Here is a 14583-nt window from a genome sequence, read left to right as displayed (position 1 = left end):
CTAGTAGGCGACGCTCACGCCCTGCCGCACCGTCGCCGGGTCGTCGATCATCGCCAGCATCGCGTGTGCCACGTCCGCGCGCGCGATGGTGGCGCCGCCGCGCAGATTCACGTTCAGGGCCGTGCGATAGGCCCCGGTGACCGGCCTGTCGAGGAGCCTCGGCGGGCGTACGAGCGTCCAGTCGGTGGCGCTGCGCCGGACCTCCGCCTCCATCACCTTCAGGTCGTCGTACACCGGCTTCAGGAGCGTGCTGATCAGCGGCACCATGACGCGGCGGTGCACGAACCTCTGGTCGTCCGGCTCGGGAGCGAGCGGGCCGGCGCTCACCGCGAGGAAGCGCCGCGTGCCCGTCGCGTCGAGCGCCCGCAGGACCGGGCGGGTCAGGGCCGACGCGATCCCCGTACGGGCGTCCTTGGTGGAGCGGGCTCCGAGGCCGGACAGCACCGCGTCCCGCCCTTCGACCGCCTCCCGCAGGGCCTCGGTGTCCTGCAGGTCCGACCGGAACACGTCGAGGGCGTCACCGGTCGGAGTGAGCCGCGCCGGATCGCGCACCACGGCCGTGACCTGGTGCCCGGCGGCAAGAGCCTGCCTGACGAGCTCCTGGCCGATCCCTCCGGTGGCACCGAAAACAGTGACTTTCATGGCGCATCCTCTCGGGTGGGTGAGTGTTCACTCACCTCTAGAGTGGGTAAGCATTCACTCACCGTCAAGCCTGAGAGGGCAGCCATGCAGAAACCGGCCCGGGAGCGGATCCTCGACGCGGCCCACGAGCTGATGCGCACGATCGGCCTCGCCCGCACCACCACCAAGGAGATCGCCAAGGCGGCCGGCTGCTCGGAAGCGGCGCTCTACAAGCACTTCGCGAGCAAGGAGGAGCTGTTCGTCAGCGTCCTCAAGGAGCGCCTGCCGCAACTGGCTCCACTGATCCACCGCCTCGCCGAAGACCCGGGCGGGCGCACCGTCGAGGAGAACCTCGTCGAGATCACGCACGCGGCCGCGCTCTTCTACGAGCAGAGCTTCCCGATCGCCGGCTCGCTCTACGCCGAGACCCGGCTGCGCCGGCGCCACGTCGCGGCCCTGCGCGAGATGGGCACCGGCCCGCACATGCCCATCATGGGTCTCGACGAGTACCTCAGGGCCGAACAGCGGGCGGGCCGCATCGCCCCCGAGGCCGACACCTTCGCCGCCGCCTCACTCCTCCTCGGCGCCTGCGCGCAGCGCGCCTTCGCGTACGACGAGGATGGCCCCCAACCGCCCCCTCCCGTACAGGGATTCGCGACAGCCCTCGTTCGTGCGCTCTTGCAGGGCATCGCCCCTGAGTCGAGCCGCGGCCGACCCTAGGTGAGTCCCGGGCGCGCCTCAGGCGCCTCCTGAGTACGCCCTAGTCGCGCGCGGTGACCGTCAAGGTCAGGCTGTCCGGCGCGGCGGCGACGGCGGCGCGCAGGCCTGACGCCAACTGCGCGCGCGTGGGGCTGCCCGGCCTTGCCGTCCACTCCGCCAGCGCCCAGTGGAACGCGGCGACGAGCACGTCGAGTGCGAGCCGGGGCCGTGGGTCGCCGGCGGTGTCCAGGCGGAACCTGCGCCGCAGCACGTCGAGGGCGGCTCGGCTGGTGCGGTCGCAGAGGTGCAGCCCGTGCGCCCCCCATGGAGGGGGTCTCCTCGGCGAGACGCCGGCTGAGCAGCACGCGCCGGGCCCAGCCGTCGTCCGTCATACGGTCGAGCGCCCCGAAGAGGCAGCCCTCAAGCAGCTCGACGAGCGTGCCGCCCCGCTCGGGCTCGCGGCGTTCCAGTTCCTCCAGGAAGGCCGCCCACAGCTCCTGCGTGGGCGCCATGGCGACGTCTTCCTTGCTGGTGAACGTACGGAAGAACGTGCGCTTCGAGACGTCCACCGCATCGCACAGCTCGTCCTGCGTCACGCCGTCGAAGCCGCGCTCCGTGAACAGGTCGAGGGCGCTCTCCACGAGCGCCTGCCGCGTGCGCCGCTTCTTGCGCTCGCGCAGCGGCAGCCGCGCCTCGGCCGGGAGGGCACGGGAGGGACGGGGCGGTACGCCGTCCAACTGGCCCGCAAGGGCGGTGCGTACGTCGTGGCCGTGACCGGAGACCCGGAAGCGCGCGGCGAGGCCCTGCGCGCTCTGGGCGCGCACGAGGTCGTCGGCACACCCGCCGCCGCGTCCGAACCCGTGCACGGCGTCGTCGACCTGGTCGGCGGCAAGCAGCTGGTGGAGGCGTACGAGAAGCTGGCGGGCGGCGGCACGCTGGTCGCCGTGGGCCATGCGGCCGGCGACCCCGAGCACTTCCCGTACGGCGCCCTCTTCGGCGACGAGGGCCGCCACGACCGCACCGTCGCGGCGTTCCACCTCCTGGGCTGCACGAACCTGGCGCCCGACCTCAGCTGGCTGGCGCAGCAGGTGGCCGCGGGCGAGCTCGACCCCGGCGTCTCCTGGCGCGGCAGCTGGCAGCGAGCCGAAGAGGCCGCCGATGCCCTCCTCGGCCGCCGCCTGCACGGCAAGGCGGTCCTGGACCTCGACGCCGCGGACGCCTGACGGCGGCCGTCACGCCAGCCAGTCGTCGATGCCCGCGAGCAGCTTCTCCCGCACCTCGGCCGGCGCCGCGGAGCCCCGCACCGACTGCCGCGCCAGCTCGGCCAGCTGCGCGTCGCCGAAGCCGTGGTGCTCCCGCGCGATCTCGTACTGGGCGGCCAGGCGTGAGCCGAAGAGCAGCGGGTCGTCGGCGCCGAGCGCCATCGGGACCCCGGCGTCGTACAACGTCCGCAGCGGTACGTCCTCGGGCTTCTCGTAGACGCCGAGCGCCACGTTGGACGCCGGGCAGACCTCGCAGGTGACGCCGCGTTCGGCGAGTCGTCTCAGCAGCCGCGGGTCCTCGGCGGCGCGCACCCCGTGCCCGATCCGGGTGGCGTCCAGGTCGTCGAGACAGTCACGCACCGACGCCGGGCCGGTCAGCTCCCCGCCGTGCGGCGCCGCCAGCAGCCCGCCGTCCCGCGCGATCGCGAAGGCCCGGTCGAAGTCCCTTGCCATACCGCGTCGTTCGTCGTTGGAGAGCCCGAAACCGACGATGCCCCGGTCCGCGTACCGCACCGCGAGCCGGGCCAGCGTGCGGGCGTCCAGCGGGTGCTTCATGCGGTTCGCCGCGACCAGCACCCGCATCCCGAGCCCGGTCTCCCGCGAGGCCGTGTCGACCGCGTCCAGGATGATCTCGAGCGCGGGGATCAGACCGCCGAGCCGAGGCGCGTACGAGGTCGGATCGACCTGGATCTCCAGCCAACCGGAACCGTCCGCGAGGTCCTCCTGCGCGGCCTCCCGGACCAGGCGCTGGATGTCCTCCGGCTCGCGCAGACAGGACCGCGCCATGTCGTACAGCCGCTGGAAGCGGAACCAGCCGCGCTCGTCCGTCGCGCGCAGCTTCGGCGGCTGCCCGGTGGTCAACGCCTCGGGGAGATGGACCCCGTACTTGTCCGCGAGCTCCAGCAGCGTCGTGGGCCGCATCGACCCGGTGAAGTGCAGGTGCAGATGGGCTTTCGGCAACAGGCTGACGTCACGCACACGCTCCATCCCAAGATCCTGCCGTACGGACGTGCCGTACGGATAGCCGCTTTCCGCCAAGGAGCCACCAAGGAGTCCCTGCCCGAACGAACGAACGGGCCCCCGGCCGAAGCCGGAGGCCCGTATCGAAAACAGCCTCTATTGAGTGACGAAAACCGTCACAGCAGCGCGAAAACCGTCGCTATTAGCGGGCCTCCGCCAGCAGCTTCTGGATCCGCGACACGCCCTCGACCAGGTCCTCGTCACCCAGGGCGTACGAAAGCCGCAGGTAGCCAGGCGTACCGAAGGCCTCGCCCGGCACCACGGCGACCTCGACCTCGTCCAGGATCAGCGCGGCCAGCTCGACGGTGGTCTGCGGACGCTTGCCGCGGATCTCCTTGCCGAGCAGGCCCTTCACGGACGGGTACGCGTAGAAGGCGCCCTCCGGCTCCGGGCACAGCACGCCGTCGATGTCGTTGAGCATCTTCACGATGGTCTGGCGGCGCCGGTCGAAGGCCTTGCGCATCTCGGCCACGGCGGTCAGGTCACCGGAGACGGCGGCGATCGCGGCGGCCTGGGCTACGTTGCTCACGTTGGACGTGGCGTGCGACTGCAGGTTCGTCGCCGCCTTGATGACGTCCTTCGGGCCGATGACCCAGCCCACGCGCCAGCCGGTCATGGCGTACGTCTTGGCGACGCCGTTCACGACGACGCACTTGTCCCGCAGCTCGGGCACGACCACCGGCAGCGAGCTGAACTCCGCGTCGCCGTACACCAGGTGCTCGTAGATCTCGTCGGTCAGGACCCACAGGCCCTTCTCGGCGGCCCAGCGGCCGATCTCCTCGACCTGCGCGCGCGTGTAGACGGCGCCGGTCGGGTTCGACGGGGAGACGAAGAGCAGCACCTTGGTGTTCTCGGTGACGGCCGCTTCCAGCTGCTCGATCGACACCCGGTACCCGGTGGTCTCGTCGGCGGTCACGAAGACCGGGACACCGCCCGCGAGCTGGATCGACTCGGGGTACGTCGTCCAGTACGGGGTCGGGACGATGACCTCGTCGCCCGGGTCGAGGATCGTCGCGAAGGCCTCGTAGATGGCCTGCTTGCCGCCGTTGGTCACCAGGACGTTCGCGGCCTCGACCTCGTAGCCGGAGTCGCGCAGCGTCTTCGCGGCGATCGCGGCCTTCAGCTCGGGCAGCCCGCCGGCCGGGGTGTACCGGTGGTACTTCGGGTTCTTGCAGGCCTCGACGGCCGCCTCGACGATGTAGTCGGGCGTGGGGAAGTCCGGCTCGCCCGCGCCGAAGCCGATCACCGGACGCCCGGCGGCCTTGAGGGCCTTGGCCTTGGCGTCGACGGCGAGGGTGGCGGACTCGGAGATCGCGCCGATGCGGGCGGAGATGCGGCGTTCGGTGGGTGAGGTTGCAGCGCTCATGAGCCCCATCGTTCCAGACCGGAAAGACCCCGGGTACACAGGTTTGCCGGAGGGGTGAGGCCCTTTCTGTTCGACGCCGGGCGCGGGACCACGTACACTCATCGCTCGTTGGCCTTCAACGGTCGGCACCCACCGAGCGCACTCCGTGCATCGGTACGGATGCTGTACGTTGGGGGAAAACCAAAGGGTCGTAGCTCAATTGGTAGAGCACTGGTCTCCAAAACCAGCGGTTGGGGGTTCAAGTCCCTCCGGCCCTGCTACACACACCTTTCGCCAGGATGTGTGCGCATGTACGTACTGCAAAGCACCGCCGTGCGGCTCCACCGGGCGCGGCACGGCCACGACCCGGAATCAGGTGAGAGAGAGTGACGGACGCCGTGGGCTCCATCGACACGCCTGATGCCCCGGACGAGGCGACCGATTCGAAGAAGTCCCGCAAGGGCGGAAAGCGCGGCAAGAAGGGTCCTCTGGGCCGCCTCGCGCTTTTCTACCGTCAGATTGTCGCGGAGCTCCGCAAGGTCGTCTGGCCCACTCGCAGTCAGCTCACGACATACACCGGTGTGGTGATTGTCTTTGTTGTCATCATGATCGCCTTGGTGACCGTGCTTGACTATGGCTTCTCGCAGGCCGTCAAGTACGTCTTCGGCTGACAGCCGAGCGGAGGGCGCCGGTCCCGGCGCCCGTTTCGCGCGTTCCACCCATCTGTATCCAGGAAGAAGCAGCCACCGTGTCTGACCCGAACCTGAACGACGCCGTCGAGTCGGCGGAAGCCGCGGAGTCCGTGGAGGACCAGCTCGACATCGTCGAGGCGGCGGACGTCGAGGAGCCGGACCAGGCCGAGGCTGCCGACCTCGCGGCGGGCGAGCCCGCCGAGGAGGCCGCGGTGCAGATCGAGGACGAAGCCGAGGCCGTCGCCGAGACCGACGAGGACGAGGCTGCCATCGAGGCCGTCGAAGAGGCCGAAGAGGCCGAGGACGCCGAGCCGGTCGACCCGATCGCCGCCCTGCGCGAAGAGCTGCGCACGCTCCCCGGCGAGTGGTACGTCATCCACACCTACGCCGGTTACGAGAACCGCGTGAAGACCAACCTCGAGCAGCGCGCCGTCTCGCTGAACGTCGAGGACTTCATCTTCCAGGCCGAGGTGCCGCAGGAAGAGGTCGCGCAGATCAAGAACGGCGAGCGCAAGACGATCCGTCAGAACAAGCTCCCCGGCTACGTCCTGGTGCGCATGGACCTGACGAACGAGTCCTGGGGCGTCGTCCGCAACACCCCCGGCGTCACCGGCTTCGTGGGCAACGCCTACGACCCGTACCCGCTGACCCTGGACGAGATCGTCAAGATGCTCGCCCCGGAGGCCGAGGAGAAGGCCGCCCGTGAGGCCGCCGAGGCCGAGGGCAAGCCGGCTCCGGCCCGCAAGGTCGAGGTGCAGGTCCTGGACTTCGAGGTCGGCGACTCGGTCACCGTCACCGACGGCCCGTTCGCGACGCTGCAGGCGACGATCAACGAGATCAACGCCGACTCGAAGAAGGTCAAGGGCCTCGTCGAGATCTTCGGCCGCGAGACCCCGGTCGAGCTGAGCTTCGACCAGATCCAGAAGAACTGACCCCACAGGGGATCGGACCTTCCGGACCATACGCTTCCGACCAGGTCAGACGGGCTGCCAAAGCCGGTCTGACCTGCTCGGTTTTTAGCCGCACGGCTATACCCGTTATCGTTGTGCGGTATGCCTCCATCCGGATGATCGGATGGCAGGCGGATCACTCTCACTAGGACCCGGAGAGAGCAATGCCTCCCAAGAAGAAGAAGGTCACGGGGCTCATCAAGCTCCAGATCCAGGCCGGTGCCGCCAACCCGGCTCCGCCGGTCGGCCCCGCGCTGGGTCAGCACGGCGTCAACATCATGGAGTTCTGCAAGGCCTACAACGCCGCGACCGAGTCGCAGCGCGGTTGGGTCATCCCGGTGGAGATCACGGTCTACGAGGACCGTTCCTTCACCTTCATCACCAAGACCCCGCCGGCCGCCAAGATGATCCTCAAGGCCGCTGGTGTCGAGAAGGGCTCCGGCGAGCCGCACAAGACCAAGGTCGCCAAGATCACCGAGGCGCAGGTCCGCGAGATCGCCACCACGAAGATGCCCGACCTCAACGCCAATGACCTGGACGCCGCGTCCAAGATCATCGCCGGTACCGCCCGCTCCATGGGCATCACGGTCGAGGGCTGACCTCACCCCCGTTTGACCTGAGTGGCAGGGCCATGCGCGGCCCGGACCACGAACTCCATACCTGAACCTCAGGAGTAGAAGTGAAGCGCAGCAAGACTCTCCGCGCTGGGGACGCCAAGATCGACCGGGACAAGCTCTACGCCCCGCTCGAGGCCGTCCGTCTCGCCAAGGAGACCTCCGCGACCAAGTTCGACGGCACCGTCGAGGTCGCCTTCCGCCTGGGTGTTGACCCGCGCAAGGCCGACCAGATGGTCCGTGGCACCGTGAACCTCCCGCACGGCACCGGCAAGACCGCCCGGGTCCTGGTCTTCGCGACCGGTGACCGTGCTGCGGCCGCGGAAGCCGCCGGCGCCGACATCGTCGGCTCGGACGAACTGATCGACGAGGTCTCCAAGGGCCGCCTGGACTTCGACGCCGTCGTCGCCACCCCGGACCTCATGGGCAAGGTCGGCCGCCTCGGCCGCGTGCTCGGTCCGCGTGGTCTGATGCCGAACCCGAAGACCGGCACCGTCACCCCCGACGTCGCCAAGGCTGTCAACGACATCAAGGGCGGCAAGATCGAGTTCCGCGTCGACAAGCACGCGAACCTCCACTTCATCATCGGCAAGGCGTCCTTCGACGACACCAAGCTGGTGGAGAACTACGCCGCCGCCCTCGAGGAGGTGCTTCGTCTGAAGCCCTCTGCCGCCAAGGGCCGCTACATCAAGAAGGCCGCGCTCACCACCACGATGGGCCCCGGCATTCCGCTCGACCCGAACCGCACCCGCAACCTCCTCGTCGAGGAGGACCCGGCCGCCGTCTGAGTCGCCTGACTCCCTGGCAGCCGCGTCGCGTACGCGTATCGCAGACGGGCCCCGCACCTTCCGAGGTGCGGGGCCCGTCCGCGTTGTCGGTGCCACGCGCTAACGTGCAGGCCGAACGACGAACTCTCTCTAGGGGTGGGACAGATGAACACCAGGACCGTGCGGCGCGCTTGTGTCTCGATCGCGGCAGCCGCCGCCCTGACCGGCGTTGCGGCCTGCGGTGGCGGTTCCGCGGGCAAGAGCGAGAGCAAGGGCGGAGGCGAGGGCGGCGGCTCGTTCAACCCGCTCACGGCTCTGCGTACGGTCGACAGCAAGACCCAGGACGCCGACTCCGCGAAGGTGGACGGCACGACCACCATGGGCGCCCAGGGCAGCATGGAGATGAAGGGCGGCCTCGACTGGTCGGACGGCGTCACGGGCGTCCTGCGCATCACGTTCACCGACGGCCCGATGGCCGACCAGCTGCAGCAGACCGGCGACACGTCGATCGACTACCGCTACCTGAAGAACGGCTACTACGCGAACATGGGGGACAAGTTCGCGTCCGCCTCGGGCGGCAAGCACTGGATCGAGTACGACTACGAGACGCTCGCCGAGATGGGCGGCGCGTCCGGCCAGGCGCTCAAGAACCAGATGCAGAGCTCCACCCCGAACCAGACGGTGAAGATGCTCCTCGCCTCCGGCGATGTGAAGCGCGTCGGCGAGGAGAAGGTCCGTGGCGTCAACGCCACGCACTACTCCGGCACGGTCGACGTCGCCGATCTGACGGCCAAGAACGCCGACATGGACGAGAAGGACGCCGCGGCGCTGCGCAAGCAGCTCCAGGAGGCCGGCATGACCACCGAGAAGATCGACATCTGGGTCGACGACCAGGACCTCCTGGTGAAGAAGGTCGAAGAGGCCAAGATGAAGAACGGTGAGTTCTCCCAGACGGTCTACTACAGCGACTACGGCGTGGACGTGGCCACCGAGGAGCCCCCGGCCGACGACACCGTCAACGTCAAGGACCTGATGAAGCAGCAGCCGCAGCAGTAACGCGGCCTCGGAATGACAGTCGCGGCAGGGCCTCAGGAGCCGATTTGCCCGTCGAGGCCCTGCTCGCGTACTCTCCTACAGAAGCCAAAGACCGCTGGTCGTTGCCGCACGCTCAGTTCTGAGGGTGCGGTGGCCGAAGGATCCGCTGACTGCGGACGACCCGCGTAGGTGACTGTGGAAGCGCTCCTGGACGGATTCCGTCTAGTCGAGCTCACGCCCCGTGCACCTATGCCGGGGCGTTTCGTTTTGTGCAGACGCCCCCTTCTACGTGCCTGATTCAGGCGGTCCGGCGTACGCGGCTGATCGAAAGGTCAGTCGAGGATCATCACCCCGGAAGGAGGCCGAGGCACATGGCGACGTCCGACAAGGTCGCAGCCGTCGAAGAGATCACGCAGAAGCTGCGTGACTCCAACGCAGCTGTTGTCACCTCTTACACCGGACTGACCGTGGCGCAGCTCAAGCAGCTCCGCCGTTCTCTCGGCGAGAACGCTCAGTACCGAGTGGTGAAGAACACGCTGACCAAGATCGCGGCCAATGAGGCCGGGATTCAGCTGGACGAGCACCTTCAGGGCTCGACGGCTGTCGCCTTCGTCACCGGTGACCCGGTCGAGGCGGCGAAGGGTCTTCGTGACTTCGCCAAGGACAACCCCTCTCTCGTCATCAAGGGCGGTGTCCTTGACGGCAAGGCGCTGTCCGCCGACGAGATCAAGAAGCTTGCGGACCTCGAGTCCCGCGAGGTTCTGCTCAGCAAGCTGGCCGGTGCCATGAAGGGCAAGCAGTCGCAGGCTGCCTCTGTCTTCCAGGCGCTGCCCTCGAAGTTCGTCCGCACCGCGGAAGCGCTTCGTGCCAAGCAGGCCGAGCAGGGCGGTGCCGAGTAATTCGGCTCGCGTCATGGCCGCTCTCGTCTAGGCATGCCTAGGCAGGTGGCCGCAGCGGGCCCGAACGTACGCCCGCCTCACATGTACATCCGGCACCAGCCGAATTAGTGGAAGGACCGCCATCATGGCGAAGCTCAGCCAGGACGACCTGCTCGCCCAGTTCGAGGAGATGACCCTCATCGAGCTCTCCGAGTTCGTGAAGGCCTTCGAGGAGAAGTTCGACGTCACCGCCGCCGCTGCCGCGCCGGTCGTCGTCGCCGGTGGTGCCGCTGGTGGCGCCGCCGCCGAGGCCGCCGAGGAGCAGGACGAGTTCGACGTCATCCTCACCGGCGCCGGCGACAAGAAGATCCAGGTCATCAAGGTCGTGCGTGAGCTGACCTCCCTGGGCCTGAAGGAGGCCAAGGACCTCGTCGACGGCACCCCGAAGCCGGTCCTCGAGAAGGTCGCCAAGGACGCCGCGGAGAAGGCCGCCGAGGCCCTCAAGGGCGCCGGCGCCTCCGTCGAGGTCAAGTGACCTTGCGAGTCGTCTGCCACGCGCCGTAGGCGCACAGAGGCAGGGGCTCTGAGCCGGAAGGCTCGCGCGCTGTAACGCGCACACACTGAAGGGCGATCACCCATGTGGGTGGTCGCCCTTCGGCGTTCTCGGGGGTCTCCGTGACGGCTGCCTTGCACTGACGGCATGGCCGAGTATGGTGATCTTCGTTGTGCCTCCGGTGCCCCAGTGGTGACGTTCGCGGCAGCCCGGATGGGCAGGGGGGCCTTGACGAACCGCACGCAGCGCGCAATTCTCAGGACGCGTCGTCACATCGATCCGAATCCGAGGCATGGATCGATGGCGAACAGGGCAGTGTGGATATGCGCCCAGTGGCGAGGGGTCTGCCGCTGGAGCCGACAACAGTAGGACTCTGAGGTGTTCGTGGGTCTCAATAAAACCCGCTCTGGACATCAGTGGGCCGAGTGGCTACACTGACCCTTTGCGCTGCCTGTTAGCTGCCTCCTGCCCGTCACCAGGGGCATGCCCACACCTGAGCAGAGTCGATTGAACCTCCCTGACCTGGGATTTCTCATTCGTTGCTCGGTATGGGACCGGTACGCGCGTAGTGAGTCCGAGCCCTCGGAAGGACCCCCTCTTGGCCGCCTCGCGCAACGCCTCGACTGCCAATACGAACAACGGCGCCAGCACCGCCCCGCTGCGCATCTCCTTTGCAAAGATCAAGGAGCCCCTCGAGGTTCCGAACCTGCTCGCGCTGCAGACCGAGAGCTTCGACTGGCTGCTCGGCAACACCGCCTGGCAGAGTCGGGTCGAGGCGGCTCTGGAGTCCGGTCAGGACGTCCCCACGAAGTCCGGTCTGGAGGAGATCTTCGAGGAGATCTCCCCGATCGAGGACTTCTCCGGGTCGATGTCGCTGACCTTCCGCGACCACCGCTTCGAGCCTCCGAAGAACTCCATCGACGAGTGCAAGGAGCGCGACTTCACGTACGCGGCGCCGCTCTTCGTCACCGCTGAGTTCACCAACAACGAGACCGGCGAGATCAAGTCCCAGACGGTCTTCATGGGCGACTTCCCGCTCATGACGAACAAGGGCACGTTCTGCATCAACGGCACCGAGCGTGTCGTCGTGTCGCAGCTCGTCCGCTCGCCGGGTGTCTACTTCGACTCCTCCATCGACAAGACGTCCGACAAGGACATCTTCTCAGCCAAGATCATCCCGTCCCGGGGTGCCTGGCTGGAGATGGAGATCGACAAGCGCGACATGGTCGGCGTCCGCGTCGACCGCAAGCGCAAGCAGTCCGTCACCGTCCTCCTGAAGGCGCTCGGCTGGACCACCGAGCAGATCCTCGAGGAGTTCGGCGAGTACGAGTCCATGCGCGCCACCCTGGAGAAGGACCACACCCAGGGCCAGGACGACGCACTGCTCGACATTTACCGCAAGCTGCGTCCGGGCGAGCCGCCGACCCGTGAGGCCGCGCAGACGCTGCTCGAGAACCTCTACTTCAACCCGAAGCGCTACGACCTCGCGAAGGTCGGCCGCTACAAGGTCAACAAGAAGCTGGGTGCGGACGCTCCGCTCGACGCGGGTGTCCTCACGGTCGAGGACGTCATCGCCACGATCAAGTACCTGGTGAAGCTGCACGCCGGTGAGACCGAGACCGTCGGTGACAGCGGTGTGGGCATCGTCGTCGAGACCGACGACATCGACCACTTCGGCAACCGTCGTCTGCGTAACGTCGGCGAGCTCATCCAGAACCAGGTCCGTACGGGTCTGGCTCGTATGGAGCGCGTCGTCCGTGAGCGCATGACGACTCAGGACGTCGAGGCGATCACGCCGCAGACGCTGATCAACATCCGGCCGGTCGTCGCCTCCATCAAGGAGTTCTTCGGCACCAGCCAGCTGTCGCAGTTCATGGACCAGACGAACCCGCTGTCGGGCCTGACCCACAAGCGTCGTCTGTCCGCGCTCGGCCCCGGTGGTCTGTCCCGTGAGCGGGCCGGCTTCGAGGTCCGAGACGTGCACCCCTCGCACTACGGCCGCATGTGCCCGATCGAGACCCCTGAAGGTCCCAACATCGGTCTGATCGGCTCGCTGGCCTCGTACGGCCGTGTGAACGCGTTCGGCTTCGTCGAGACGCCGTACCGCAAGGTCGTCGAAGGTGTCGTCACGGACGACGTCGACTACCTGACGGCCGACGAAGAGGACCGCTTCGTCATCGCGCAGGCCAACGCCCCGCTCACCGACGACCTGCACTTCGCCGAGGCGCGTGTGCTCGTCCGTCGTCGTGGCGGCGAGATCGACTACATCCCCGGTGACGACGTCGACTACATGGACGTCTCGCCGCGCCAGATGGTGTCGGTCGCGACCGCGATGATCCCCTTCCTCGAGCACGACGACGCCAACCGCGCGCTCATGGGCTCGAACATGATGCGCCAGGCCGTGCCGCTGCTGAAGGCGGAGTCCCCGCTGGTCGGTACGGGCATGGAGTACCGCTGTGCCGTCGACGCCGGTGACGTCATCAAGGCCGAGAAGGACGGTGTCGTCCAGGAGGTCTCCGCCGACTACGTGACGGTGGCCAACGACGACGGCACCTACACCACGTACCGCATCGCCAAGTTCTCCCGCTCCAACCAGGGCACGTCCTTCAACCAGAAGGTCGTCGTCGACGAGGGTGCGCGCGTCATCGAGGGCCAGGTCCTCGCCGACGGTCCCTCGACCGAAGAGGGCGAGATGGCCCTCGGCAAGAACCTGCTCGTGGCGTTCATGCCGTGGGAGGGTCACAACTACGAGGACGCGATCATCCTGTCGCAGCGCCTCGTGCAGGACGACGTCCTCTCCTCGATCCACATCGAGGAGCACGAGGTCGACGCCCGTGACACCAAGCTCGGCCCGGAGGAGATCACCCGGGACATCCCGAACGTCTCCGAGGAGGTCCTCGCCGACCTCGACGAGCGCGGCATCATCCGTATCGGTGCCGAGGTCGTCGCCGGCGACATCCTCGTCGGCAAGGTCACGCCCAAGGGTGAGACCGAGCTGACGCCGGAGGAGCGCCTGCTCCGCGCGATCTTCGGTGAGAAGGCCCGCGAGGTCCGTGACACCTCCCTGAAGGTGCCGCACGGCGAGACCGGCAAGGTCATCGGCGTCCGCGTCTTCGACCGCGAAGAGGGCGACGAGCTGCCCCCGGGCGTGAACCAGCTGGTTCGCGTGTACGTCGCGCAGAAGCGCAAGATCACCGATGGTGACAAGCTCGCCGGCCGTCACGGCAACAAGGGCGTCATCTCGAAGATCCTGCCCGTCGAGGACATGCCGTTCCTCGAGGACGGCACGCCGGTCGACATCATCCTCAACCCGCTGGGTGTCCCGTCCCGAATGAACCCGGGTCAGGTCCTGGAGATCCACCTCGGCTGGCTCGCCAGCCGCGGCTGGAAGGTCGAGGGCTCCGAGGAGTGGATGCAGCGACTGCAGCGCATCGGCGCCGACGAGGTCCTCCCCGGGTCGAACGTCGCCACGCCGGTCTTCGACGGCGCGCGCGAGGACGAGATCTCCGGTCTCTTCGAGCACACGATCCCGAACCGCGACGGCGAGCGCATGGTGCAGCCGTCCGGCAAGGCGCACCTGTTCGACGGCCGCTCCGGCGAGCCGTTCCCGGACCCGATCTCGGTCGGGTACATGTACATCCTCAAGCTCCACCACCTGGTCGACGACAAGCTGCACGCCCGGTCGACCGGCCCGTACTCGATGATCACCCAGCAGCCGCTCGGTGGTAAGGCCCAGTTCGGTGGTCAGCGCTTCGGTGAGATGGAGGTGTGGGCGCTCGAGGCTTACGGCGCCGCTTACGCCCTCCAGGAGCTGCTGACGATCAAGTCCGACGACGTCACCGGCCGTGTGAAGGTCTACGAGGCCATCGTCAAGGGCGAGAACATCCCCGAGCCGGGCATCCCGGAATCCTTCAAGGTCCTCATCAAGGAGATGCAGTCCCTGTGCCTCAACGTGGAGGTGCTGTCCTCGGACGGCATGTCCATCGAGATGCGGGACACCGACGAAGACGTCTTCCGCGCTGCGGAGGAGCTCGGTATCGACCTGTCCCGGCGCGAGCCGAGCAGCGTCGAAGAGGTCTGACGGGTTTGACCGGGGCTCCCCTGCGGAGCCCCGGTCGCCCCGGACCCGTACAGACCATGTTTGACA

General features: G+C 67.9%; 14 protein-coding genes and 1 tRNA gene. 11 read left to right on the top strand and 4 right to left on the bottom strand.

All coding sequences use genetic code 11. The features are described 5' to 3' along the window. Positions 1 to 642, bottom strand: coding sequence for an SDR family oxidoreductase (locus RCO28_RS18145; RefSeq protein ID WP_308942165.1), 642 nt, complete (start codon positions 640 to 642; stop codon positions 1 to 3). A gap of 84 nt (positions 643 to 726) precedes the next feature. Here RCO28_RS18145 and RCO28_RS18140 point away from each other — a divergent pair, with 84 nt between their 5' ends. Then, positions 727 to 1341 carry a helix-turn-helix domain-containing protein gene (locus RCO28_RS18140; RefSeq protein ID WP_308942164.1) on the top strand — a complete coding sequence of 205 codons (615 nt, stop codon included), beginning with the start codon at positions 727 to 729 and terminating at the stop codon, positions 1339 to 1341. A 40-nt stretch (positions 1342 to 1381) separates the two neighbouring features. Here the strand turns inward: RCO28_RS18140 and RCO28_RS18135 are convergent, their stop codons facing one another. Continuing rightward, entirely contained in the window at positions 1382 to 1591 is a 210-nt protein-coding gene (locus tag RCO28_RS18135; protein ID WP_308942163.1) for a hypothetical protein, read from the bottom strand. 493 nt (positions 1592 to 2084) lie between these two features. Here RCO28_RS18135 and RCO28_RS18130 point away from each other — a divergent pair, with 493 nt between their 5' ends. Next, positions 2085 to 2543, top strand: coding sequence for a zinc-binding dehydrogenase (locus tag RCO28_RS18130; RefSeq protein ID WP_374991189.1), 459 nt, complete (start codon positions 2085 to 2087; stop codon positions 2541 to 2543). A 9-nt stretch (positions 2544 to 2552) separates the two neighbouring features. Here the strand turns inward: RCO28_RS18130 and RCO28_RS18125 are convergent, their stop codons facing one another. After that, positions 2553 to 3569: an adenosine deaminase gene (locus RCO28_RS18125; protein WP_308942162.1), complete on the bottom strand. Its 1017-nt coding sequence runs from the start codon at positions 3567 to 3569 to the stop codon at positions 2553 to 2555. 175 nt (positions 3570 to 3744) lie between these two features. Next, positions 3745 to 4968, bottom strand: a complete 1224-nt coding sequence (locus tag RCO28_RS18120; RefSeq protein ID WP_308942161.1) for a pyridoxal phosphate-dependent aminotransferase — start codon at positions 4966 to 4968, stop codon at positions 3745 to 3747. Positions 4969 to 5152: 184 nt separating this feature from the next. Here RCO28_RS18120 and RCO28_RS18115 point away from each other — a divergent pair. From RCO28_RS18115 to rpoB, 9 genes are all read left to right on the top strand, one after another. After that, positions 5153 to 5225: transfer RNA gene (locus tag RCO28_RS18115), tRNA-Trp, on the top strand. A 108-nt stretch (positions 5226 to 5333) separates the two neighbouring features. After that, the gene (gene secE, locus RCO28_RS18110; protein ID WP_308942160.1) at positions 5334 to 5618 is read left to right on the top strand and encodes a preprotein translocase subunit SecE; all 285 of its coding nucleotides are present in this window, start codon (positions 5334 to 5336) and stop codon (positions 5616 to 5618) included. Between the two features lie 77 nt (positions 5619 to 5695). Next, on the top strand, positions 5696 to 6571 hold the full coding sequence (gene nusG, locus RCO28_RS18105; protein WP_308942159.1) for a transcription termination/antitermination protein NusG: 876 nt from the start codon (positions 5696 to 5698) through the stop codon (positions 6569 to 6571). A 182-nt stretch (positions 6572 to 6753) separates the two neighbouring features. Continuing rightward, positions 6754 to 7188, top strand: a complete 435-nt coding sequence (gene rplK, locus RCO28_RS18100; RefSeq protein ID WP_016645192.1) for a 50S ribosomal protein L11 — start codon at positions 6754 to 6756, stop codon at positions 7186 to 7188. An 80-nt stretch (positions 7189 to 7268) separates the two neighbouring features. Next, entirely contained in the window at positions 7269 to 7991 is a 723-nt protein-coding gene (gene rplA / locus RCO28_RS18095; RefSeq protein ID WP_308942158.1) for a 50S ribosomal protein L1, read from the top strand. Between the two features lie 144 nt (positions 7992 to 8135). Continuing rightward, complete coding sequence (locus RCO28_RS18090; protein ID WP_308942157.1) at positions 8136 to 9026, top strand: hypothetical protein; 891 nt, start codon at positions 8136 to 8138, stop codon at positions 9024 to 9026. A gap of 350 nt (positions 9027 to 9376) precedes the next feature. Next, positions 9377 to 9904, top strand: a complete 528-nt coding sequence (gene rplJ, locus RCO28_RS18085; protein WP_282535559.1) for a 50S ribosomal protein L10 — start codon at positions 9377 to 9379, stop codon at positions 9902 to 9904. A gap of 124 nt (positions 9905 to 10028) precedes the next feature. After that, entirely contained in the window at positions 10029 to 10418 is a 390-nt protein-coding gene (gene rplL / locus RCO28_RS18080; RefSeq protein WP_016645187.1) for a 50S ribosomal protein L7/L12, read from the top strand. A 616-nt stretch (positions 10419 to 11034) separates the two neighbouring features. Continuing rightward, positions 11035 to 14517, top strand: a complete 3483-nt coding sequence (gene rpoB / locus RCO28_RS18075) for a DNA-directed RNA polymerase subunit beta (protein WP_308942156.1) — start codon at positions 11035 to 11037, stop codon at positions 14515 to 14517. Positions 14518 to 14583 lie beyond the last annotated feature (66 nt).

The sequence above is a fragment of the Streptomyces sp. LHD-70 genome (genome assembly GCF_031157275.1).
Taxonomy (GTDB): Bacteria; Actinomycetota; Actinomycetes; order Streptomycetales; family Streptomycetaceae; genus Streptomyces.
This window is presented reverse-complemented; position numbering and strand designations above follow the sequence as displayed.

Excerpts from the sequence above, each read along its gene's own strand:
- RCO28_RS18145 (WP_308942165.1), bottom strand. The coding sequence starts at position 642 with ATGAAAGTCACTGTTTTCGGTGCCACCGGAGGGATCGGCCAGGAGCTC.
- RCO28_RS18140 (WP_308942164.1), top strand. The coding sequence starts at position 727 with ATGCAGAAACCGGCCCGGGAGCGGATCCTCGACGCGGCCCACGAGCTG.
- RCO28_RS18125 (WP_308942162.1), bottom strand. The coding sequence starts at position 3,569 with ATGGAGCGTGTGCGTGACGTCAGCCTGTTGCCGAAAGCCCATCTGCAC.
- RCO28_RS18120 (WP_308942161.1), bottom strand. The coding sequence starts at position 4,968 with ATGAGCGCTGCAACCTCACCCACCGAACGCCGCATCTCCGCCCGCATC.
- rplK (WP_016645192.1), top strand. The coding sequence starts at position 6,754 with ATGCCTCCCAAGAAGAAGAAGGTCACGGGGCTCATCAAGCTCCAGATC.
- RCO28_RS18090 (WP_308942157.1), top strand. The coding sequence starts at position 8,136 with ATGAACACCAGGACCGTGCGGCGCGCTTGTGTCTCGATCGCGGCAGCC.
- rplJ (WP_282535559.1), top strand. The coding sequence starts at position 9,377 with ATGGCGACGTCCGACAAGGTCGCAGCCGTCGAAGAGATCACGCAGAAG.
- rplL (WP_016645187.1), top strand. The coding sequence starts at position 10,029 with ATGGCGAAGCTCAGCCAGGACGACCTGCTCGCCCAGTTCGAGGAGATG.